The following is a 23218-nucleotide window of genomic DNA, read 5'->3' on the forward strand; positions in this document are numbered from 1 at the left end:
GCGCAATACGCCGTTGCCCACCCGGCGACAATGCCGCTTTACGCCGCTGACGCCTGTTTCTTCTCGTCGCGGAGTTCGCGGCGCAGGATCTTGCCGACATTGGTCTTCGGCAGGGCGGTGCGGAATTCAATCTGTTTCGGCACCTTGTAATTGGTGAGCTGGGTGCCGCAGAACTTGATGATGTCCTCAGCCGTGACGTTCGGGTCCTTCTTGACGACGAAGGCCTTCACCGCCTCGGTGGTCTTCGGATCGGGTACGCCGATCACGGCGCATTCCAGCACGCCGGGATGGCTGGCGATGACGTCTTCGACTTCGTTCGGATAGACGTTGAAGCCCGAGACCAGCACCATGTCCTTCTTGCGATCAACGATCTTGGTGAAACCGTCGGGGCTCATGATGCCGATGTCGCCGGTGCGGAAGAAACCGTCTGCGGTCATCACCTTGGCGGTCTCGTCCGGCCGGTTCCAGTAGCCCGACATGATCTGCGGACCCTTGGCGCAAATCTCGCCGGGCTCGCCGAGCGGGACTTCGTTGCCGTCGTCGTCGCGGATCGAGATATAGGTCGATGGCACCGGTACGCCGATGGAACCGTTGAACTGGTCGACATCGGCGGGGTTGCAGGTCAGCGTCGGCGAGGTTTCCGACAGTCCGTAGCCTTCGGCGACGAAGCAGCCGGTCGTCTTCAGCCAGCGCTCGGCCACGGCCTTCTGCACGGCCATGCCACCGCCGTTGGAGATCTTGAGCTTGGAGAAATCCACCTGGTCGAAACCCGGCGTATTCAGCAGGCCGTTATAGAGCGTGTTGACCGCCGGGAAGCTGTTGACCTGATACTTCATCAGCTCCTTCACGAAGCCCGGCATGTCGCGCGGGTTCGGGATCAGCAGGTTGACGCCGCCGGCGCGGACGGCAAGCAGGAAGCAGGCCGTCAGCGCGAAGATATGATACAGCGGCAGCGCGCAGACGATGAACAGCTGGTCCACATGCGGCGGCTTGCGCAGCGCCGGCTGCAGCCAGGCATCGTTCTGCAGCACATTGGCCAGGATGTTGCGGTGGCGCAGCGTCGCGCCCTTGGACACGCCGGTGGTGCCGCCTGTGTATTGCAGGAAGGCGACGTCGTCGGGCCCGAGCACCGGCTTCTTCATCTTCATGCTGCGGCCGGCAGAGACCGCATCGTTGAACCAGACGGCGCCGGGCAATTCGTAGGCCGGCACCATCTTCTTCACGCGGCGTACCACGAGATTGACGATCACGCCCTTGAAGCCGAGCATGTCGCCCATGCTGCCGAGAATGACGTGCTTTACATTGGTCTTGGCAATCACCTGCTGCACAGTGGAGGCGAAGTTTTCCAGCACGATGACGGCTTCGGCGCCGGAATCCTTGAGCTGGTGCTCGAGTTCGCGCGGGGTGTAGAGCGGGTTGACGTTGACCACCGCATAGCCGGCGCGCAGCACGGCGGAGGTCGCGATCGGGTATTGCAGCACATTTGGCATCATCAGCGCGACGCGGGCGCCCTTGGCGAGGCCCTTGCTCTGCAGATAGGCGCCGAGCGCCACGGACATTTCGTCGAGCTCACGATAGGTGATCGATTTGTCCATGCAGATGAAAGCTTTGCGATCACGGAATTTGGCAAAGCTCTCTTCGAGCAGATCGACCAGCGACGGATACAGATTGACGTCGATGTCGGCTGGCACGCCTGCCGGATATTGTTTGAGCCAGATACGCTCCATGACACTTCCCCCTCGATTTGATTATTTCGTGGAAGTATTGAGCAAAGCTGTCCTTGATAGCAAGGCGCGGCGCAGCATTCCGCGGCCGGAAACAGCCGCGTTAACGATGGTCATCGGACATCATCGACGAAGGTCTAGGTGCGCGGAGCTGCCGCAGCCGGCTTGGCTTCGCCGGTGGTAGCCTTCGGTGCGGGCTTGGCCGCTGCCTTCGGCTTGGCCGGCGTTGTGGCCGGAGCGGCGCTGGCTGCCGTGGCAGGCTTGCCGGCTGCAGGTTTGGCTGCTGCGGGTTTGGCGGCGGCTGGCTTTGCTGCAGCGGTCGGTTTCGGCGCGGCTGCATCTGGCTTCACCGCTGCCTGTTTCGCAGCCGGTTTGGCCGCTGCTTTCGCTTCGGCGGACGCTGCGGGTTTGGCGTTCTTGGTGTCGGTTGCTGCGTCAGGTTTTTTGGCGGCGGTCCTGGTGCCCTTCTTGCCCTTGGGTTTCGGCGTCTGCCGGGCTTCTTCCACCGCATTGGCGGCGATCAGGTCGGCCCCCACTTTTTTCGGTCCGGTATAGACGATCACCGGTTCGACCGGGGCTGCGGCTGCGGCGATCATGTCGACCGGGCGCAGCGTCGGCGGCTGCAGGCCGGCGGTGAAGAACGACATGGCCTGGCTGCCAGCTTCGCTTGCCACAGTCTCTTCGTCGGCATCGCTGGCCGGACGCTTGCGCTTTGGTCCGCACATCTCATCCCGCAGGTTGGGCGGTGCGGCGTCGATCGGTGCGAGGGCGTCCACAGTGCCGAGCGCCGGCTGCAGCCAGGTCAGGCCGCCGCCGGTGTTGAAGCCGCGCTCCAGAAGCTGTGCGGCCTTGACGGCGCGGGCCTGGCCAGATGAGGCGCCGAGCACCACGGCGATGAGCCGCTTGTTGCCGCGCGTAGCCGTGGCGACGAGATTGTAGCCGGAGGCGCAGATGAAACCGGTCTTCATGCCGTCGGCGCCGGGATAGCGGCCGATCAGGCGGTTGAAGTTCGGGGTGATGCGGCGGCCGAATTTGATCGCGGGAATGTGGACGAAATATTCGTATTCCGGCAGGTCGCGAATGATCGCACGGGCAAGGATCGCCAGGTCGCGCGCCGAGGTCACCTGTTCGTCGGCGGGCAGGCCGTTCGGATTGACGTAATGGGTCTGTGTCATGCCGAGCTTCTGCGCCGTGGCATTCATCATCGCCGAAAATCCATCGACAGAGCCGCCGACGCCTTCGGCGAGCACGACAGCCATGTCGTTGGCCGACTTCACCATCATCATCTTCAGCGCGTTATCGATGGTGACCTGGGTGCCGGCGTTGAAGCCCATCTTCGACGGCGACTGCGCAGCCGCGATCGGCGACACCGTCACCACCGTATCGAGGCTGATGCGTCCCTGCTTCACCGCCTGCAGCGTGACGTAAGTCGTCATCAGCTTGGTGACGGATGCCGGATGCCACGGATAGGTCGCGTTCTCGGCCTGCAGCACCTTGCCGCTATCGGCTTCGACAAGCAGCAGCGCTTCAGCGCTGGCCGACCGAGGCGCGGCTATGCCAAGCACAAGTGCCGCGGCGAGGACGAACCAGTTGAATGACAGCAGGCGGCGCGATGCGAAGTGAAACTGCACTATCCGATTCCGGTCCTTTGCGGCCCGCCTGCAGTGCTCCAGCACCGCGCGCAGCAATTCTTGGATTTGAGGTTCGGGGCTCTCGTGTCGGTCTGCCGTCACGCGGTGACGGCCGCAAACCTATACCGGTCGAGAGCATCAGAACAGTGGCGAGCCGGTTAAATCGGTGATGAAAGGGGCCAAATTTCGACCGTTCTCCAAAGACATCAAAGGGGTTCGGCAGCATCGGGCAGGGCCATGCTGGCGCGTGCGTCTTCCTGAACCATGAACTGGGCGGCGGCCAGACTGGCGAAATAGCCGCCTTGCATCACGAGTTCATCGAAAGTTCCCGCTTCGATCACGCGGCCGTTCTCGAACACCAGAATACGCGTGGCATTGCGGATGGTGGACAGCCTGTGCGCGATCACGAAAGTGGTGCGGCCTTTCATCACTTCATCGAGAGCGACGTTGAGCTTGGCCTCGGTGACGGCATCGAGCGCGCTGGTGGCCTCATCGAGGATCAGGATCGGCGGATCCTTCAGCAGTGCACGTGCAATCGACAGCCGTTGCCGCTCGCCGCCGGACAGCATGCGGCCACGTTCGCCGGCATTGGTGTTGAAACCGTTATCGCTGCGCTCGATGAAATCGAGCGCCTGGGCGCGCGCCGCGGCGATGCGCAACTCTTCGTCCGTCGCATCCGGCTTGCCGACGCGCAGATTGTCGGCGATGGAGCGATTGAACAGCAGCGCCTCCTGGAACACGACGCCGATATTCCGGCGCAGGCCCGACAGCGTGAGCGCGCGGATATCCATTCCATCGATGCTGATGATGCCGGATTGCGGATCGAAGGCCCGGTGCAGCAGCGCGATGGCGGTGGATTTGCCGGCACCGGTCGCGCCGACCAGCGCAATGGTTTCGCCGGGCAAGGCGGTGAAGGACAGATCCGCGATCGCCGGCCGCTTGCCGTCATAGGAGAACGACACGTCGTTGAACTCGACCATACCCTGCAGCCGGCCGGGATCCATGGCATCAATGCGGTCGCGCACGGCAGGCACGGCATCGAGCACATTCATGAAGTCGCGCAGCCGCGGTGCTTCCATGAAGATCGTGTTGATGAAGGAGACCACCTGTTCGAGCTTCTGGATCAGCATCGTCGCGAACGAGACGAACATCACGATCTCGCCGACGGTGGTGAGGCCCTGCTGATGCAGTGCAATGCCGACGGTGAAGATCGCCAGCACCGTGATGGTGGTGGAGGCGCGCGTCATCACCGAGACCAGTGCCCACCAGGACAGCACCGGCATCTGCTTTTCGAGCAACTGGCTGGAGACACCGCGCAGGCCCTGCACCTCGGCATCGATGCGCGTGAAGCTCTGCACCAGCGCGACATTGCCCAGGGCATCGGAGGCGCGCGCGGAGAGGTCGCCGTAATGTTCCTCGACGTCGCTTTGCATGCCCGATGTCTTGCGCACGACCATCGTGGTCAGCACCGTGAACACGACGCACAGGATCACGAGCAGGATGGCCAGCCGCCAGTTCAGATAGATCGACAGCGGCAGCAGGACGAACAGCGAGACGATGGAGGCGAAATGCTCGCGGAAGAAGCCGAGCCAGACGCGCCACAGGGCGTCGGTACCGGCCAGCATCACCTTCATCAGGCGCCCGGAATGCGTGCCGGTGTGGAAGGTCAGCGGCAATTGCATGATGTGTTCGAAGTAATCGGTCAGCACCGCCTGACGCTGGCGATGCGCGAGGCGATCGGCATGAAGCGCCACCACCGCGCCGCAGACGATGGTGAACAAGCCGAACGCGACCCAGGCCGCGAGCAGCGGCCAGGGCGATGCACTGTCCGTCTGCATCGCGGCCGTCGAGAGATTGCCGGAGAGCACGTCGATGATCCGGCCGAACAGCACCGGTTCGGCGAATTGCGCGCCTGCCAGCAACAGATTGGCGGCCGCGAGTATCCAGCCGAGGCGCTTCTCCTTGCCGAGCAGCTCCAGCACACGGGTGTAAAGACGGATCATGGGAGGTCACTCAGCGCAGCGCGAACGGGATAACCGATTGCGCATAGTCTAAGCGGGGATAGCAGCCGAATACAGCTTCAGGAAAAGTTGTTCAGTTGAACTTCTTTAGTTGATTTTGCGGCCGACCGAGCCCGGCAGGAAGCTGTCGTCGAAGATGTCCGCGGCCGAGGGGCGCTTCCTGAAGGTAAAATCCTCGGCGATCTCGTTGAGCGATGCCTCAAAGCGGGCAGCGTCGATGCCACCCAGACCGTCGCGGCGGACGTCGTCGGTCAGGATATTGTCGGTCATGGCAACGCGCAGCCGCGCCAGTTCAAGCTCGCGCGAGCCATTCTCCATCTGGGTCATGACGTCGGTGATTGCCTTGGCCGGATCCTTGATCGCCAGTTGCGTCCCGGCGGTGACGGCGCGAATGAACGCTTTCACGGCCTCGGGCCTGGTGGCAGCGAATTTCGGATTGACAATTAGCGCGAGGCCATAGGCGGCGGAGCCGAATTCGGCGAAACGAAACACTGCCAGGTCATCGGCGGGGACGCCGCGGTCGCGCAGATTGACGGCCGAGAGATAGGAGAAGCCGGTGACCGCATCGACCTGACCGGCCGAGAGCATCGGTTCGCGCACCGCGGCGCTGATTCTCTCCTGCTTCACGGCTGCAAGCTTGATGTTGTTTCGCTTGGCCAGCGCCGGCCACAGCCGGATCGCGAGATCGCGGTCAGCGACCCCAAGCACTTTCCCCTCGAGGCTGCCGAGCGAGATCACGCCGCGGCTCTTGCGCGCGACGATGGCATAGGGCGCCACGTTGAGCAGCACGAAGACGGCTTTCACCGGCGCGGCATCGGAATCGCCGCGATAGCGGATCAACGCATTGAGATCGGCCAGCGCTATGTCGCTGGCACCGGAGGCGACCCGCGCGATCGTCTCCTTCGATCCTCCGGCGACGGTGGTGGTCACATTCAGGTTCTCGGCCCGGTATAGGCCGCGGACATCGGCCAGTACGAAGGGTGCGGCAATCGCGTCGACTGCGCGCTCGAGCGCGAACTGGATAGTGGTCGATGTTTTGTCGTCAGGTGTCTTGTCGTCGTCGGCTGCCTGCCCTGATGATGCGCAAAAAGTCACGGAGCCCAGCGCACTCAGTGAGAGGAGGACATGCCGCCGGGAAATGTTGGTCGGGGTTCTGCGCATAAGATACTTAACGACTGACGAGCCGGCAGTTACTCCGCCGGGTATGTTTGATTGATGGCGCGACGGTGCGACATCTTGCGCATCGTTTCTACCCGTAAAACGCTGAACGGGAGATGACTGCCCCGATTTCGACACCGATCGTTCAGCTGCCGTTGGGGTTGGGGAACCCATAGTGCCCGAAGTGGTTGGCTATACAGAGGCCCACAGGGCCAGACGACCACGGAGGACATTGAGATGTTCGTACGAAATGGATTGTTTAATAAAACTGGCCGCGCCGCCATCGTGGCGACCGTTGCGGCCGTGACCATCTCGGCAATTGCGCCGACCGGAGCATTCGCAGCGACTGCGGCAAAGAGCACGAGTCAGGCCGCGGCCACGCACGGCACCAGCGGCGCCACTGATTTCAGCAGCGCTCGCCGTCGCCATTACCGTGGTGGTGGCAATGCCGCCGGCCTCGCGGCCTTTGGCGCCATCGTCGGTACCATCGGCGCAATCGCTGCCACGCAGAGCCGTCGTGACTATTACTACGACAACGGTCCGGGCTACGGTTACTACGGCGGTGGCCCGGCCTATTATGGCGGCGGCCCGGTCTATTACGGAGGAGGCCCGTATCGCGGATACGGCGGTGGCCATGGTTACGATAACTCGCGTCGCATGACCTGGTAACAATCGGATCTGTCACCTGACTGTCATGTTGCTATCAAGCGCCGGTCGCCTTAGCGGCCGGCGTTTGCCGTTGCAGACAGTTGAATGCCGGCCGTTAACGTGCTGGCCACGGCTTTACGTTAGTGTAGTTGCATGAGTGATTCGCTCGACCGGCTTTATCAGGCGGTGATCGCGGCCAAGGATCTCGATCCCTCGGCCTCGCGAACGGCACGGCTGTTTCAGCAGGGGCCGGAAAAGATGGCCAAGAAGCTTGCCGAAGAAGCCATCGAGGTCGTTATCGATGCGGTTAACCGCAAGCCGGACGCCGTGATCCGCGAGAGCGCCGATCTTCTCTACAATTTGACCGTATTGTGGGCTGCCGCGGGTGTGCGTCCGGAGCAGGTCTGGGCTGAGATGAACCGGCGCGAAGATATGCTCGGTATCGCTGAAAAGCTCCCGAAACCGCCGAAACGCCCCAAATCCATCGAGCAAAGCGCTGCGCGGCGGCCAATTGTCGCGCTCGAAGGTCGTCGCCTTCGCAAGTTGAGTTGAGCTTTTGGTCTCGCGCGTGTCAGCCCGGCCATAGACAAATCGGCGTCAGGATGGTTCATCGCGAACCATGCTCAGACGAATGTATGACTGGTGTATCGACGCCGCCCACAAGCCCTATGCCCTCTGGATTTTGGGCATCGTGTCCTTCGCGGAAAGTTCGTTCTTTCCGGTGCCGCCGGATGTGATGCTGATTCCGATGGCGCTCGCCCGGCCCCAAAAGGCTTGGCTCTATGCGGGCATTTGCACCATCACTTCGGTGGCCGGCGGCGTGGTCGGTTATCTGATCGGCCACTTGCTGTATGACTCCGTCGGCCAATGGGTCATTCATTTCTATGGTTATGGCGACAAGGTCGAGGCATTTCGCGCCGGCTATGCCGAATATGGCGCATGGATCATCCTGCTGAAGGGGCTGACGCCGATCCCCTACAAGCTTGTCACCATCACGTCAGGCTTCGCGAACTATAATATCTGGATGTTCATCGCGCTGTCGGTGGTTGCTCGCGGCGTACGCTTCTATGTCGTCGCCATCCTGCTCAACCGGTATGGCGTGTGGATTCGCGAGACCATCGAGAAGCGTCTGGGTCTGTGGGTGGGGCTGGGCGTCGGCGTTCTGGTGCTCGGCTTCATCATTGCATTCCGGCTGTTCTAGATCTGGATGCTTCCCCCGGCGCAGGTGCCGGGATACGTTTCGCATCATGTCTGATTTGACCCGTCTATTCGCTCCCGCATCTCGCAACTGCATCGTCGCTGCGGTGGCGGTGCTGACTGTGGGCGCGGCCACCGTTTGCGCCTGGTCACAGGCCATGCAGCAGCAACCGGCGCCGCAGAAGTCGATCACCATTCAGGTCATGCCGGCGCCCTCGGCGGCGCCCCCGCCTGCCGCGGCTTTCGCGCCAGCGCCGATGGCCGAACAGGCGCCGCCGCCGTCACCGCCCCAGGCGCCCGATAATCCCGGCCTGTTCAACGAGATCGGAAAGCTGTTCAAGAATTCCACCTCGCTGCTGCCATCGCTCCCCGCGATGCCGTCGCTCGGCACCGACAGCCTGACCAAGCTGAACACGGTTGTGAAGGGAAGGGTGGCTTGTCCGGTCGCTGCCAATGGCGCACCCGACTGCAAGGCAGCGTCCGACAAATTGTGCCAGAGCAAGGGCTTCAAGGACGGCAAGAGCCTCGACACCGACGCAGCGCAAAGCTGCTCGCCCAAGGCCATGATCCCCGGCCGCGCGCCGGAGCCGGGTGACTGCAAGACGGAGAATTACGTCACCCAGGCGCTCTGCCAATAGGTCTATGCCGGCAACAGACCCGCTACGCGATAGCTTTCGATGAGCGTGTCATAGAGCGCGATATCCGCGCGACCTCGCGCCATCAGCTGAGCGCCGACAATGGCGGCGAAGATCGCGCGGGCGCGCCGTTCGCTCTCCTCTGGGATGGCCGCTGTCGCTGCGATGAGAACCCTGCTCAGCCATGCCACATTGACGTCGGTGAAGGTCCGGACTTCCTTTTTTACTGGCTCCGGCAGGTCGTCATATTCGGCAGCCATGAAGCTGCAGAGGCAGATGCGATTGTTGTTTTCGAGCGCCTTGCGAAAGGTCTCGGGATATTGGCGCAGGCAGAGGAGGGGATCGGCGGACTCGGTCAGCAGCGCCTCCAGATAGGCCGCAGTATCCTCCCAATAGCGCCGGGCGACCGCGGCGCCGAGATCGGCCTTGCTCGGGAAGTGATGGTAGATGCTCGCAGCCTTGATGCCGACCTCCGCCGCGAGATCACGAAAATTCAGGCCGCCATAGCCCCGCGTCTGCGCGGTCAGTTTCGCCGCGGCCAAAATAGCTTCCCTGGAATTCGAACTCATGTCCCGGTCTCACAACCTCGTGTCTGCAGCCTACCAAGTGATAGATAGGCGTTGACGCCTGTAAATCAAAGACGTAAATTACCCTACCAACTGATAGGTAGGATAAACTAATGAACGCTCAGATCTCCAATGGCGACACGACCAAGCTTCCGATTATGACAATTCACGATTGGAGCACGGGGCCTTACCCGGCGCGCGTCCGGATCGCTCTGGCGGAGAAGAACCTTCAGTCGCGCGTCCAGTTCGTGTCGGTGGATCTCTGGAAAGGCGAGCACAAGAAGCCCGCGTTTCTCGCCAAGAACTACTCGGGCACGTTGCCGGTGCTCGAACTCGACGACGGGACCCTCATCGCTGAATGCACGGCCATTACCGAATATCTCGACGCGCTTGACGGTGCGCCCGTGCTCACCGGGAGGACGCCGCGCGAGAAGGGCGCGATCCACATGATGAGCAAGCGTGCCGAACTGGAGCTGCTTGACGCCATCAGCGTCTATTTCCACCACGCCACACCGGGACTCGGACCCGATGTCGAGATTTATCAGAACGCCGAATGGGGGCTCCGCCAGCGCGACAAGGCCCTCAGGGGGATGGCCTATTTCGATGCCGTTCTGAAACAGCAGCCATTCGTTGCCGGTGCGTTTTTCTCGATGGCGGACATCACGCTCATCGGTGGTTTGATTTTCGCAGGACTCGTGGAGTTGGCGGTGCCCGCGGAGTACGAGGCTCTTCATGCCTGGTACGCAAGGATGAACGAGCGCCCCAGCGTCAAGAACCGTGTGACGATGTCAGAACCCGCTTGAGTGGGGCGCTTGCCGACAATCGATCGATTATCCCGATAACGGGGCAATCATCCGGATCATGTGATGTTCGATTATTCCGCGTCATGACCGAACGCCGCTCAGGTCCGGCTTTTTCTACCGCAGCGCAATTGCCATCCGGCCCCTGCTTCTGGCATCGTCCGCCTGCCCCCGGGATTGACCGGGGGCGGGCGCGTTCGATCGCGCATAAATCAAGAAAAGCAGTCGAGGAATTTCCCATGTCGATGCCGGCTTTGTTCAAGAACCGCCTGTCGCTGCCCGTGATCGGTTCGCCGCTGTTCATCATTTCGGTGCCGGATCTCGTCATCGCGCAGTGCAAGGCCGGTATCGTCGGCTCGTTTCCTGCGCTGAATGCGCGTCCGGCGGCGCTCCTCGACGAATGGCTGCACCGGATCAAGGAAGAACTCGCCGCCCATGACAAGGCGCATCCGGATCGTCTCTCGGCGCCATTCGCGGTCAACCAGATCGTTCACAAATCCAACAACCGTCTCGAACAGGACATGGCGCTTTGCGAAAAGCATAAGGTGCCGATGATGATCACCTCGCTTGGTGCGCGCGAAGAGCTCAATCAGGCCGCGCATGCCTGGGGCGGCATCGTATTTCACGACGTGATCAACCAGCGCTTCGCGCATAAAGCGATCGAGAAGGGCGCTGACGGCCTGATCCTCGTCGCGGCGGGCGCCGGCGGTCATGCCGGCGAAATTTCGCCGCTGGCTTTTGTGGCCGAAACCCGCAAGTGGTTCGACGGCCCGATCGCGCTGTCAGGCGCCATCGCCAATGGCCGCGCGATCCGCGCTGCGCGCGTGCTCGGTGCTGATTTTGCCTATATCGGCTCGGCCTTTATTGCGACGACCGAAGCCAATGCCGTGCCGGGCTACAAGGATATGATCGCGTCCTCCGCCGCAGAAGACATCGTCTATTCGAATCTCTTCACCGGCGTTCACGGCAACTATCTGAAGCCGTCCATCGTCGCTGCCGGTATGGATCCCGACAATCTGCCGGAGTCCGATCCGACCAAGATGAATTTCGGCACCGACGCCAGTGGCGAGCGCGCCAAGCCAAAGGCCTGGAAGGAAATCTGGGGCAGCGGCCAGGGCATCGGCAGCGTGTCGAAGGTCGTACCGGTGGCCGAACTCGTTGCGCGCTTCAAGAAGGAATATGACGAAGCGATCGATCCGCCGCTCTGATCCTGCATTGAGAAGGCCGATCTGATGGACGCCATCTATCGCGTGGACGGCAACCATGTCGTCACCAGCCCGCATGCTGCGGGTCCATGGAACGAGACCATGCAGCATGGCTCCGCACCGTCGGCGCTGGTGACATGGCTTGCCGAGCAGATGCCCACCGCAAGCCCGATGCATGTGACGCGCGTTACCATCGATTTGCTGCGGCCGGTGCCGGTGGCGCCGCTCACTTTCGAGACCGAGGTGCTGCGGGAAGGCCGCAAGATTCAGCTCGTTGGCGTCAGACTGATGGCGAATGGCACAGTCGTGGTGCGTGCGACGGTGCTGAAGGTCAGGGCGGAGGCGCAGCCGTTGCCGCCAGAGGTCACTGATCCGCCGGTCACGGTGCCGCCGCCGGATCAGGGCGGATTGCTCGAGCCGCGCTACGCCAGCAGTCCCTTCGTCACCGGCATGACCATTCGCGCAGTGCGCGGCGGCTTCCTGTCGCTGGGGCCGGGCGCGATCTGGTACCGGGCCAACCGGCCGATCGTCGAAGGCGCCGGCCTCTCTCAGGTGATGCGCGCGGTGATCGCGGCCGATTTCAGCAACGGCTCCTCCCCCGTGCTGAGTTTCGACGACTGGACCTTCCTGAATGCCGACCTCACCGTGAGCCTGTCGCGTCCCCCGGTCGGCGACTGGATCCTGCTGGACGGGGAAAGCTGGATCGGGCCGGACGGCGCCGGTCTTGCTGCGTCGAAGCTCGCCGATATCAATGGCTATTTCGGCCGGGCAGTGCAGAGCTTGGTCATTGAGAAACGTTGACGACTGACGCGCTTTTTAGAATTTTTGTCTCGGACAGGGAACCGATTGATATTGCCCCGGTTATCGCGCGTCAGGGGGCAGTATGAGTTCGACGCACGTGCAGGACACCAAAGCCAGAACCGGCATCTGGGGATTGGATAATATCCTCTCCGGGGGATTTTCCCGAGGTCACATTTTTCTGGTCGAAGGCGCGCCGGGGACAGGCAAGACCACGGTCGCGTTGCAGTTCTTGCTGGAGGGCGCGCGGGCCGGAGAGAAGTGTCTCTACATCACGCTATCCGAGACGGATAGCGAGTTGCGCGATGGCGCAGCGTCTCATGGCTGGACCCTCGACAAGAGCATTGAAGTTTTCGAGCTCCTGCCGCCGGAAAGCCTGCTTGACGAGGATCAGCAACAGAGCCTGCTCTATTCGTCCGACCTCGAACTCGGCGAAACCACCAAGCAGATATTCGAGGCGGTGGAGCGCACCCAGCCGACCAGGGTCGTGCTGGACAGCCTGTCCGAAATCCGGCTGCTCGCGCAAAGCTCGCTGCGCTATCGTCGTCAGATCCTGGCTATCAAGCATTACTTCGCGCAATTCGGTACCACGGTGATGCTACTCGACGACCTCACGGCCGAAGTGGCCGACAAGACAGTTCACAGCGTTGCCCACGGTGTGCTGCGACTGGAAGAGCTGGCGCCATCCTACGGTGCCGAGCGCCGACGCGCGCGCGTGATCAAGTATCGCGGCGTTAAGTTTCGCGGCGGATATCACGATGCCACCATCACCACGGGCGGCCTTAATATCTTTCCACGGCTGGTCGCATCCGAATTCCGCAACAGCATGGATCGCACGACCAAGTCGAGCGGCATTGCGCAGCTCGATCAACTGCTCGGCGGCGGGATCGAAACAGGCTCCAGCACATTGATTCTCGGGCCTGCTGGCACCGGCAAATCACTGACTGCGATCGTCAATGTGGTCGCAGCAGTGAAGCGGGGCGAGAAGGCCGCAATGTTTGTCTTCGACGAGGAGCTTGGACTGCTGTTCGATCGCATGAAGGGGATCGGAATCGATCTTGCCGCCATGCAGGCGAGCGGTCATCTGTTCGTCGAGCAGGTCGATGCTGCCGAATTGTCGCCGGGTGAATTTGCGCATCGCGTCCGTCGTCAGATCGACGAGCACAACATCAAGACCGTCGTGATCGATAGTCTCAACGGCTATCAGGCCTCGATGCCGGAAGAGAACTCGCTGATCCTGCACATGCATGAGCTGCTGCAATATCTCAATCGTAGGGGTGCAGCGACCTTCATGACGGTGGCGCAGCACGGGCTCGTCGGCGACATGAAGGCGCCGGTGGACGTGACGTATCTCGCCGATACCGTCATTCTTCTTCGCTATTTCGAAGCTCGGGGCAGTGTTCGTCGCGCCATTTCGGTGATCAAGAAACGAACCAGCGCGCATGAGGCGACCATTCGCGAATACCGGATCGACGGACGAGGGCTGACAATTGGTGCGCCGCTCAGCGAGTTCCAGGGTGTGTTGCGCGGCGTGCCCATTTATAGTGGTCAAAGTTCTCTGCTCGAGGGATCCTCGGCGTGAAACCGGGGCGTTCCTCCGAGCGTGCTGTCATCCTTGCTCCCACAGGGCGCGATTCTGCAGTCGCTGCAGCCTTGATCCGCGAAGCCGGCTTCTACGCGCAATCCTGCACGGACTTCCCGTCGCTGCTCGAGGAGATCCGGGGCGGCGCAGGTGTCGCCGTGATCGCCGACGAGGCGATCAAGACTGTCGATTTGCGCGGCCTGGGCAACTGGCTGCATGATCAGCCGTCGTGGTCTGATTTTCCGATCGTGCTGCTGACGCGTCAGGGCGGCGGACCGGAGCGCAACCCGGATGCCGCGCGGCTCGGACAGTTGCTCGGCAATGTGACATTCATCGAGCGCCCGTTTCATCCGACCACATTGATATCGGTCGTCGGCTCGGCCGTCCGCGCGCGCCGGCGTCAATATCAGACGCGTGCCATTCTCGAAGATCTTGGCGACAGTCAGGGGCTGCTGCAGACGGCGCTCGATGCAGGACGGCTCGGGACGCTCGAATTGCATCTGCCCGAACTTCGACTTGAGGTCTCGGATACGACCAAGGCATGCTTCGGCCGCCGGCCGGATCAGTCGTTCACGTTCAGCGAGTTGCAGGCCGCGGTTCATCCCGATGATCGCGAGCAACGCCAGCAGGCGCTCGATGCGACGCTGATGGCCGGCGCGGACTACAATGTCGAATACCGCAATATCTGGCCGGACGGCTCGGTGCATTGGGTCGAGACGCGTGCGCGCATGGTTCGTGGGCCCGACGGCAAGCCGAAAACACTCGTCGGCGTCTCCGTTGATATCACGGCGCGGAAGTCTGCCGATATCGATCGCGACAATTTGCTGGAGCAGTTGACGGCAGAGCGGTCCGCGCTCGCTGAACTCACGGCGACGCTCGAACAGCGCGTCGGGGAACGCACAAATGACCTGATGAAGGAAGTCGCTGCGCGCGAGAAGGCGCAGGACCAACTACGCCAGGCGCAGAAGATGGAGACCATCGGCCAGCTCACTGGCGGCGTCGCGCATGACTTCAACAATCTGCTGATGGCGGTGATGGGCAATCTCGATCTGCTGCGCAAGCGCATGCCGGATGATCCGCGCCTGAAGCGTCTCGTCGATGGCGCGATGCAAGGCGCCGAACGCGGCGCCTCGCTGACGCAGCGGCTACTGGCCTTCGCACGGCAGCAGGATCTGAAAGCCGTGGCCGTCGATCTCGGTGCGCTGGTCCGCGGCATGAGCGATCTGCTCGAGCGTTCACTCGGGCCGCGCGTCGCGCTTCGTCTCGATATTCCCGACGATCTGCCGCGGGCGCAGATCGATCCCAATCAGCTCGAACTCGCCATCCTCAATCTCGCGATCAATGCGCGCGACGCCATGCAGGAGGGCGGCTCCATCGATATCAAGGTGAAGAAGCACCGGGTCGGCAAGGGCGACCCGGTGCTGAAGCCCGGCGACTATCTCAAGGTGTCGATCATCGACAATGGCGCCGGCATGTCGCCGGAGACGTTGAAGAAGGCGATCGAGCCGTTCTTCTCGACCAAGCCCGTCGGCAAGGGTACCGGTCTTGGTTTGTCCATGGTGCACGGTCTGGCCGTACAGCTCGGCGGCACGCTCGATCTCTCAAGCGTCGTCGGCAAGGGAACGACGGCGACCCTCGTGCTGCCGGTCACCGACAGGAAGCCGGAGGCGGTCGATACGGCCAATGTCATGCGCCATGCCGCGCGCTCTGCCGTGATCCTGTTCGTCGATGACGATCCCCTCATCGCGATGTCGACGACGGAGATGCTGGAGGATCTCGGCCATCGCGTGATCCCTGCGAATTCGGGGCGGCATGCGCTGGAGATTCTGAAAAGCGACGAGCCGCTCGATCTGATGATGACCGATCACATGATGCCCGGCATGACGGGCATCGAGCTTGCGGCTTATTCCCGTGAAATGCGGCCGTCGCTGCCGATCCTGCTTGCTACCGGCTATGCGGATTTGCCCGAAGGCGCTCAGCTCGATTTGCCGCGGCTTGCCAAGCCGTATCATCAGGATCAGCTTCGGGATCGGCTCGATCAACTGCTGGGCTGAGCCTGCCGCAGCGGAGGTATCAATCTGCTCGCAGCACAGCGAAATTAACCATTCGTTAAATCCTGTGGAACCAACAATACCCCGATCGGGAATCAACCGATTCAGGGGCCATCATGGATATCGAAGCCTATTTCGCGAAGACGCCGGCCACGATCGAGGAGATCAAGGCACGCGTGGCCGCAGCTTTCGGCCGTCATCCGCTGTGCCGCGAGGTGCAGTTCGACATCGTCAGCACGCCCCGCGCCGGAAAGGGCGCAAACTGGACCATCAGCATGCAATCCGTCGCCCCGGATGCGCTGTGGGAAGCCTCGGATATCGTGAGCGACATCCAGGAAGCCTATGTTCTCGCCAACGCCGCCTGAGCGTCTGCAAGTATTATCGCACCGTTGCGGTATGGTTAGGCCTTAATTAATCTCCATTTGTGAGGACAGGTACCTCTGGTGGTCCTGAATTTCGGAGACTGGCTTGACGCGTGCGCTGACCCTTCTTGTGCTGGGCTGCCTGTTGCTCACCGGCGTGGCTGTTGCGAGCATCCTCGGTCGCGATAGCATCCCATCCCTGTCATATGGCGACAGTGCGGCGCAAAATTCGGTCGCCGTTTCGCGCGGGCCGATTTCCAATACGCAAGGCAAGAAAGACAAGCTGCCGGTGGCCGGCGCCATGATGGCGTCGCTTGATCCGCAGCAGGTCCCGAGCGTTGACGGCAGTCCGTTGCGCCAGGCCTTTGCATCCGACAGTCCGATCGAAGCGCCCGGTTCGACGGTGCTTGCGCCGATCGTGGTGCCGCAGCCGGCCGCCAAGCCCAAGGCCGCAGCCAAGCCGGCACAGAAGACCTATACGCTGCTCAGCGATGCGCAGATCTCGGCGATCAAGAGCCGGCTCAATCTAACCGCGTCGCAGGAATCCTACTGGCCCGGCGTCGAAGCGGCGCTGCGCAACGTGGCGCGCAGGATCCACGAGACCAAGCAGGCGAGTCCTTCAGCTGGCGCGCCGCCGATCGATCCGGATAGCGATGAGGTGCAGCAGCTCAAGTCCGCTGCGATGCCGTTGCTGTTCCAGTTGCGTGAGGATCAGAAGCGCGAAGTCCGTGCACTGGCGCGCATGATCGGACTTGAAAAAGTCGCTTCGGCGATCTGAACGCCTGTCACATGCCGGCCCGTCGGCGACGCATGACTGTCACAACCCGTAACAGACAAATTGTCGCGCCTGTCATCCGGGCTTCGCATCCGTGGTGCAGAGATTAACGCCTCTTAACCTGTATGGGGGGCGTTTCATGACCGATTTCACTGCCAATCAATCCATTTCCGGAGGCGCGGCTGTTGAACCGGCGTCCCGGCCCAATCTCGACAAGGGCTTCAATCCGCTGACGATGATCCTGTTTTTCGGGGTCCTGGCGGCTGGCCTGCTGTTCGTCGCCTACAGCATTTATGTCGACGTCAATGCCACTGGCACCCGCGTCACCAGCTATCTGCCTTACCTCCTGTTGTTCGTGGCGCTGCTGATCGCGCTCGGCTTCGAATTCGTCAACGGCTTCCATGACACCGCCAATGCGGTAGCCACGGTCATCTACACCCACTCGCTGCCGGCGGAATTCGCCGTGATGTGGTCGGGCTTCTTCAACTTCCTCGGCGTGCTGTTCTCCACGGGCGCGGTGGCCTTCGGCATCGTCTCGCTGCTGCCGGTGGAATTGATCCTCCAGGTTTCCAGCGGCGCCGGCTTCGCCATGGTGTTCGCGCTGCTGATCGCGGCGATCATCTGGAATCTCGGCACCTGGTATCTCGGCCTGCCGGCCTCCAGCTCGCACACGCTGATCGGTTCGATCATCGGCGTCGGCATTGCCAACGCGCTGATGCGTGGCCGTGACGGCACGTCGGGCGTGGATTGGGGCAAGGCCACCGAAATCGGCTACGCGCTGTTGCTGTCGCCGCTGTTCGGCTTCGCCTGCGCCGCCATCCTGCTGCTGGTGCTGAAATTCGTCGTGCGCAATCCTGCTCTGTACGCAGCGCCCGACGGCAACAAGGCGCCGCCGCTGTGGATTCGCGGCATCCTGATCGCGACCTGCACCGGCGTGTCCTTCGCGCATGGTTCGAATGACGGTCAGAAGGGCATGGGCCTGATCATGCTGGTGCTGATCGGCACCGTGCCGACCGCCTATGCACTGAACCGTGCATTGCCGGAATCCAAGATCGTGCAGTTCCAGACCACCTCGACGGCGGCGGCCAAGGTGATCGCAGCCAAGGGTGCCGGCCATAGCATTATCGGCGATCCCCGCCCGGCAGTGACCACTTACGTATCGCAGCACAAGATCAACGAAGGCACCTATCCGTCGCTCGCCGTTCTCGTGCAGCAGGTCGGCGATCAGGTCCGTACCTACGGCACGCTCGACAAAGTGCCTGCGGAATCCGTCGGCAACACCCGCAACGACATGTATCTCGCATCGGAAGCCATCCGCTTCCTGATGAAGGACAAGGAAAACGACCTCAACAAGGAAGAGGTCGCGACCCTCAACGCCTATAAGGGCTCGCTCGATGCTGCCACCAAGTTCATCCCGGATTGGGTGAAGATCGCCGTGGCCATCGCACTCGGCCTCGGCACCATGGTCGGCTGGAAGCGCATCGTCGTCACCGTCGGCGAGAAGATCGGCAAGACGCATTTGACCTACGCGCAGGGTGCGTCCGCTGAACTCGTGGCTGCGGCCACCATCGGTGCGGCCGACATATTCGGCCTGCCTGTTTCGACCACCCACGTGCTGTCGTCCGGCGTTGCGGGCACCATGGCGGCGAACGGTTCGGGCCTGCAGATGGCCACCATCCGCAACCTGCTGATGGCCTGGGTGCTGACGCTGCCTTGCGCCATCATGCTCTCTGCGTCGCTCTACGTGCTGTTCAGCCAGTTGTTCTGAGAACAGCGAGGCCGCTGCGGAAACGCCGCGGCCTCGCTCTTTCAAACCGCCAAAAGAAAAGGCCCGCGCATCATCTGCGCGGGCCTTTTTTATTTGTACGTATCGTCGGTCAGGAGCTGCTCTCGCGATGCACGTCATGGACCACGATGCCCTTGCCTTGCTCCGGCAGGGCCAGCCAGTCGCGGCGCTTGAGGGTGCGGCGGGTATCGTCGAGGCCGCTCTGCCAGTGTTCGCGCATCGAGGTCGCCGAGAACTCGTGGTCCTTGGAATCGCCCTCATAGGCCTTCTGCTGATAGATCATCTGCAGGATGGTGATCTCCGGCAGATCCGACAGGCTGTCACGTCGCGCGCGTTCCTCCTCGCTCAGCTGGTCGTCGGGAATGCGCAGCAGAACCTTGTAGAGCTCCGATTTCAGATTGTTCATGCGCCGGTAGATGTCGGTGTTGTGGCGTGTGCGGGACGAATAGACAATGTCCTTGTGCCGGGCCAGGACCTCCCGGATATCGCGCGGCAGCACGCCGCGGGCGCTGAACAGATCGACCTGGAAGACGAGCGAGTTCATCTTGTCTTCCTGGTCGAGCAGATGCTGCAGCGGCGTGTTGGAGACGATGCCGCCATCCCAGAAATGATCAGTGCCGATTTTCACCATGGGCAGGGCCGGCGGCAGTGCGCCCGATGCCATCACGTGTTCGGGCGCGATGACTTCCTTCTTGTTGTCGAAATAAAGGAAGTTGCCGCTGATGACGTTCACTGCGCCGACGGCGAAATGGGTCTTGCGCGAATTGATCAGATCGAAGTCGACCAGTTCGAGCAAGGTGTCGCGCAGGGGCGAAGTGTCGTAGTAGCTCGTCGCGGCCTTGGCACCGGCCGGACTGAACCACGGATTGACCTCGTGCGGCTTGAAGAAGCCGGGCTGGCCGAGGGTCGTGGTCATGAACGAGCTCGCGAGATTCCGGGCCTTGCGGTAGACGTCGCCGTCCGGTGTGTAGTGCCAGACCTTGCGGGCGGTGATGCGGTCCCAGAAGATCTGCAGTTTCTCCAGCCGATCTTCCGGCGGATTGCCGGCGATGATCGCCGAATTGATGGCGCCGATCGATACGCCGCAGACCCAGTCCGGCTCCATGCCTTCTTCATGCAGCGCCTGATACACCCCGGCCTGATAGGCGCCGAGCGCGCCGCCGCCCTGCAGCACCAGTGCGACACGATCGCAGCGGTCGGGGCGCCAGCCGATCTCGGTCGTCACGTCTGAATCGGGTGTCCGCGCATCCATCTGGGTGTTCTCCTCAACGATCGCATGATGTTGGCGGCAGAATTCAGATGAGCAGTGACGGCGTTGTGACAAATAGCAAATTCGATGACTGCGCATCAGCCCATGGGGCGCGTCACGCGGCTGAAGGAAATTCCTCACACCGTCGTCAAACACCGTCGTTAGCAAAGGCACATATTAACGATTGCTTACAAAGGGTCGCGCGCATGTTGTCTGGAAAGTCCGCCATCGTCACCGGCTCCACCAGCGGCATCGGCCTTGGTATTGCGCGCGGCCTCGCGGCCAGCGGCGCCAATATCGTGCTCAACGGCTTCGGTGATACCAATGAGATCGAGGCGATCCGCAGCGAGATCGCCGACAGCCATCAGGTCCGGGTGCTCTATAGCGGCGCCAACATGGCTGACGGCAATGATATCGCAGCGATGATGGCGCAGGCCGAGCAGGAATTCGGTGGCGTCGATATCCTGGTCAACAATGCCGGCATTCAATACGTCGCGCCGCTCGAGGAATTCCCGGTCGAGAAATGGGATGCGATCGTCGCAATCAACCTGTCGAGTGCGTTTCACACCACGCGTCTCGCTATCCCCCACATGAAGGCGAATTCCTGGGGGCGCATTGTCAACATCGCCTCGGCCCATGCACTGGTCGCCTCGCCGTTCAAGTCGGCCTATGTCGCGGCCAAGCATGGCATTGCCGGCCTGACCAAGACGGCGGCGCTGGAAGTTGCTGAACACGGCATTACCGTGAATGCGGTATGCCCGGGCTATGTGATGACACCACTGGTCGAGAAGCAGATCCCGGAGCAGGCCAAGGCGCGCGGCATCACTGAGCAGCAGGTGATCTCGGACGTGCTGTTGGCGGCACAGCCGACCAAACGTTTCGTGACGGTCGAAGAACTGTCCTCGGTCGTCAATTTCCTCTGCACAGACCATGCCCGTTCGATCACCGGCATCACGCTGCCGGTCGATGGCGGGTGGACCGCGCACTGAGTTTAAACCAGCGATTTCCCACCCAAGGAGTTTCCGATGCGCCAGGAAGACATCCTCCGACTGCCGTCGATGCCGATGGCCGGCCCGAGCTATCCCGCCGGTCCCTATCGCTTCATCAATCGCGAATTCCTCGTCATCACCTACGAAACCGATCCTGATCTGATCCGGATGGGCCTGCCGGAGCCGCTGGAGCCGATCGAACAGCCCATCGTCCACTATGAGTGGATCAAGATGCCGGACTCGTCCGGCTTCGGCAGCTATACGGAAACGGGTCTCGTGATCCCCGCACGCTTCAAGGGCGAGGACGTCAATTTCGTCTCGCAGATGTATCTGGACGATGATCCGCCGATCGCTGCCGGCCGCGAGATCTGGGGCTTCCCGAAGAAATACGCCCATCCGAAACTCGAAGTGGTCAAGGACACGCTGACCGGCACGCTGGAATATGCCGGGCAGCAGGTTGCCATGGGCACCATGGCCTACAAGCACGGCGCGATGGCGGGCAATGGCGAAGCGACGCACGCCACGCTGTCCAAGACCCAGATCAATCTGAAGCTGATCCCCGGCGTCGATGGCAGCGCGGAAGTCTGTCAGCTGGTGGCGATCAACCTCACCGATATCACCGTGAAGGGCTCGTGGTTCGGCCCGGGTCGTCTGCATCTGGTCCCGCACGTGAATGCGCCGGTCGCCGACTTTCCGGTGCGCCGCGTGATCGGTGCGCATCATTTCCTGGCGGATCTGACATTGCCTTATGGCCGTGTCGTCCATGACTACAACAAGCAGAGCGATACACTCGCCGAAGCCGCCGAATAGAGCATGATCCGGAAAAGTGGAAACCGGTTTTCCGAACGCATCATGCGCAAGCAAAGCGGCGGCTGACATACCGCTGTAACAAGGGTGTCATTAAGTGCCCGCGGCGGACTGACACAGTCAGAGAGCCGCAAGCAGATATTTTATTTTTTTGGTGGCGCATGCGTATTGCGTGGCGTGAAGAACGGTGGGTGTCCGATGCAGCTTGAAGTGTCGGTCACATCTGCAGAGGTGACGTCCATACCAGGCGTGTCCGATCCAATTCCGGGTCTGGTCTGGGCCTTCCGTATCCATTCCGATGGCAAGCCGGAGCCATTGCCGGTCGATGCCGGCATCGATCTCGTCCATGGCGGGTTGCTGTGGCTGCACTTCAATCTCACTGACACGCGCGCTCTGCAGTGGCTGGCGCAAATTCCGCTCCATGCGCCCGAGCAGGCGCGAACGCTGCTGTTGTCGAAGGACACATATCAGCAGCTCCACGCCACCGATGACAGCATCTATGGTGTCATCTCGGACCTGTTGCGCGACATCGACGAGGCAACGGACGATACTGGCTATCTGCGCTTCGTAATGACAGAGCGATTACTGATCAGCGGCCGTCACCATGCGCTGTGTGCCGTCGATGCCACGCGTCGTTCGCTTGAGCAGGGCCAACGCATCGACAGCATGGCCGCGCTGCTTGAAACCATCGTCGAAAATGTCTGCGACACTATGGACGGCGTCGCCGACAGCCTCGCGCTATCGCTCGACGGGATCGAGGAGCAGGTCGTCTCCGGCGACTCCCGTGACATGTTGCAGAAGCTCGGCCGCCTGCGCCGTACCTGTGTGCGACTGCATAGGCAGCTTTCCGGGCTGCGCATCGTATTCCAGCGGCTCGAGGCCAAAGGTCAGCGCGAGTTGAAACCGGCGTTGCAGCTGCGCGCAGGCAAACTGGCGCAGCGGCTCGACGGGCTGGATCACAATGTGGTCGAGATGCGCGAGCGTAGCCGCCTCTTGCAGGAAGAGCTGCATCTGCAGATCGAGGAGCGCGGCAATGAAAGCCTGCGTGTGCTCTCGGTGCTGACAGCCTTGTTGCTGCCGCCGACGCTGGTCACCGGCATCTTCGGTATGAACACCAAGGGACTGCCGCTGACCGATGTCGAAACCGGATTTCTCTGGGCGGGCGCGCTGATCCTGGTGTCGTCGGCGTCGGCCTATGCCGTGATGAAGCGCCTCAAGATCATCAGGTAGCTGT

21 protein-coding genes are annotated in these 23218 nt (G+C 61.8%); 15 read left to right on the forward strand and 6 right to left on the reverse strand.

Features of this window, described 5'->3' with window-relative positions; translation table 11 throughout:
- Positions 1-38: 38 nt before the first annotated feature.
- From CIW50_RS04875 to CIW50_RS04890, 4 genes are all read right to left on the reverse strand, one after another.
- Entirely contained in the window at positions 39-1727 is a 1689-nt protein-coding gene (locus tag CIW50_RS04875; protein ID WP_149530085.1) for a long-chain fatty acid--CoA ligase, read from the reverse strand.
- Between the two features lie 134 nt (positions 1728-1861).
- Positions 1862-3355 (reverse strand): D-alanyl-D-alanine carboxypeptidase family protein, encoded by a 1494-nt coding sequence (locus CIW50_RS04880; protein ID WP_246664143.1) that lies wholly within the window; start codon positions 3353-3355, stop codon positions 1862-1864.
- 206 nt (positions 3356-3561) lie between these two features.
- Positions 3562-5358, reverse strand: a complete 1797-nt coding sequence (locus CIW50_RS04885; RefSeq protein WP_149530086.1) for a glucan ABC transporter ATP-binding protein/ permease — start codon at positions 5356-5358, stop codon at positions 3562-3564.
- 105 nt (positions 5359-5463) lie between these two features.
- On the reverse strand, positions 5464-6537 hold the full coding sequence (locus tag CIW50_RS04890; protein ID WP_149530087.1) for an ABC transporter substrate-binding protein: 1074 nt from the start codon (positions 6535-6537) through the stop codon (positions 5464-5466).
- A gap of 234 nt (positions 6538-6771) precedes the next feature.
- Between CIW50_RS04890 and CIW50_RS04895 the strand changes: the two genes are divergently transcribed.
- The 4 genes from CIW50_RS04895 to CIW50_RS04910 all read left to right on the forward strand — a co-directional run bounded on the left by CIW50_RS04895 (position 6772) and on the right by CIW50_RS04910 (position 9017).
- Positions 6772-7203, forward strand: a complete 432-nt coding sequence (locus CIW50_RS04895) for a hypothetical protein (RefSeq protein ID WP_149530088.1) — start codon at positions 6772-6774, stop codon at positions 7201-7203.
- A 132-nt stretch (positions 7204-7335) separates the two neighbouring features.
- Complete coding sequence (gene hisE, locus CIW50_RS04900; protein ID WP_149530089.1) at positions 7336-7734, forward strand: phosphoribosyl-ATP diphosphatase; 399 nt, start codon at positions 7336-7338, stop codon at positions 7732-7734.
- A 67-nt stretch (positions 7735-7801) separates the two neighbouring features.
- Positions 7802-8383 (forward strand): YqaA family protein, encoded by a 582-nt coding sequence (locus CIW50_RS04905; RefSeq protein WP_149530090.1) that lies wholly within the window; start codon positions 7802-7804, stop codon positions 8381-8383.
- Between the two features lie 46 nt (positions 8384-8429).
- On the forward strand, positions 8430-9017 hold the full coding sequence (locus CIW50_RS04910; RefSeq protein ID WP_172980217.1) for a hypothetical protein: 588 nt from the start codon (positions 8430-8432) through the stop codon (positions 9015-9017).
- A gap of 2 nt (positions 9018-9019) precedes the next feature.
- On the opposite strand, the gene CIW50_RS04915 is transcribed toward CIW50_RS04910, so the two are convergent.
- Positions 9020-9583, reverse strand: coding sequence for a TetR/AcrR family transcriptional regulator (locus CIW50_RS04915; protein WP_149530091.1), 564 nt, complete (start codon positions 9581-9583; stop codon positions 9020-9022).
- Positions 9584-9738: 155 nt separating this feature from the next.
- Between CIW50_RS04915 and CIW50_RS04920 the strand changes: the two genes are divergently transcribed.
- The 8 genes from CIW50_RS04920 (at position 9739) to CIW50_RS04955 (ending at position 18921) form a co-directional block, all read left to right on the forward strand.
- Entirely contained in the window at positions 9739-10383 is a 645-nt protein-coding gene (locus tag CIW50_RS04920) for a glutathione S-transferase (RefSeq protein WP_149530429.1), read from the forward strand.
- Between the two features lie 236 nt (positions 10384-10619).
- Positions 10620-11588 (forward strand): NAD(P)H-dependent flavin oxidoreductase, encoded by a 969-nt coding sequence (locus tag CIW50_RS04925; RefSeq protein WP_149530092.1) that lies wholly within the window; start codon positions 10620-10622, stop codon positions 11586-11588.
- Positions 11589-11612: 24 nt separating this feature from the next.
- On the forward strand, positions 11613-12386 hold the full coding sequence (locus tag CIW50_RS04930; RefSeq protein ID WP_149530093.1) for a thioesterase family protein: 774 nt from the start codon (positions 11613-11615) through the stop codon (positions 12384-12386).
- Positions 12387-12468: 82 nt separating this feature from the next.
- Entirely contained in the window at positions 12469-13965 is a 1497-nt protein-coding gene (locus CIW50_RS04935) for an ATPase domain-containing protein (protein WP_149530094.1), read from the forward strand.
- Complete coding sequence (locus CIW50_RS04940) at positions 13962-16019, forward strand: hybrid sensor histidine kinase/response regulator (RefSeq protein ID WP_149530095.1); 2058 nt, start codon at positions 13962-13964, stop codon at positions 16017-16019. Before CIW50_RS04935 ends, CIW50_RS04940 begins: the two co-directional genes overlap by 4 nt.
- A gap of 113 nt (positions 16020-16132) precedes the next feature.
- A complete protein-coding gene (locus CIW50_RS04945) occupies positions 16133-16381 on the forward strand; it encodes a hypothetical protein (protein ID WP_068729285.1) in 249 nt (82 codons plus the stop codon).
- Between the two features lie 103 nt (positions 16382-16484).
- The gene (locus CIW50_RS04950) at positions 16485-17156 is read left to right on the forward strand and encodes a hypothetical protein (RefSeq protein ID WP_149530096.1); all 672 of its coding nucleotides are present in this window, start codon (positions 16485-16487) and stop codon (positions 17154-17156) included.
- A 136-nt stretch (positions 17157-17292) separates the two neighbouring features.
- On the forward strand, positions 17293-18921 hold the full coding sequence (locus CIW50_RS04955; RefSeq protein ID WP_149530097.1) for an inorganic phosphate transporter: 1629 nt from the start codon (positions 17293-17295) through the stop codon (positions 18919-18921).
- 109 nt (positions 18922-19030) lie between these two features.
- On the opposite strand, the gene CIW50_RS04960 is transcribed toward CIW50_RS04955, so the two are convergent.
- A complete protein-coding gene (locus CIW50_RS04960) occupies positions 19031-20191 on the reverse strand; it encodes a patatin-like phospholipase family protein (protein WP_149530098.1) in 1161 nt (386 codons plus the stop codon).
- Positions 20192-20394: 203 nt separating this feature from the next.
- Here CIW50_RS04960 and CIW50_RS04965 point away from each other — a divergent pair, with 203 nt between their 5' ends.
- The 3 genes from CIW50_RS04965 (at position 20395) to CIW50_RS04975 (ending at position 23214) form a co-directional block, all read left to right on the forward strand.
- Entirely contained in the window at positions 20395-21177 is a 783-nt protein-coding gene (locus CIW50_RS04965) for a 3-hydroxybutyrate dehydrogenase (protein WP_149530099.1), read from the forward strand.
- Between the two features lie 36 nt (positions 21178-21213).
- Entirely contained in the window at positions 21214-21987 is a 774-nt protein-coding gene (locus CIW50_RS04970; RefSeq protein WP_068729277.1) for an acetoacetate decarboxylase, read from the forward strand.
- A gap of 195 nt (positions 21988-22182) precedes the next feature.
- Positions 22183-23214 carry a transporter gene (locus CIW50_RS04975; protein ID WP_149530100.1) on the forward strand — a complete coding sequence of 344 codons (1032 nt, stop codon included), beginning with the start codon at positions 22183-22185 and terminating at the stop codon, positions 23212-23214.
- Positions 23215-23218 lie beyond the last annotated feature (4 nt).

Source organism: Tardiphaga sp. P9-11 (assembly GCF_008329525.1).
Lineage (GTDB): Bacteria > Pseudomonadota > Alphaproteobacteria > Rhizobiales > Xanthobacteraceae > Tardiphaga.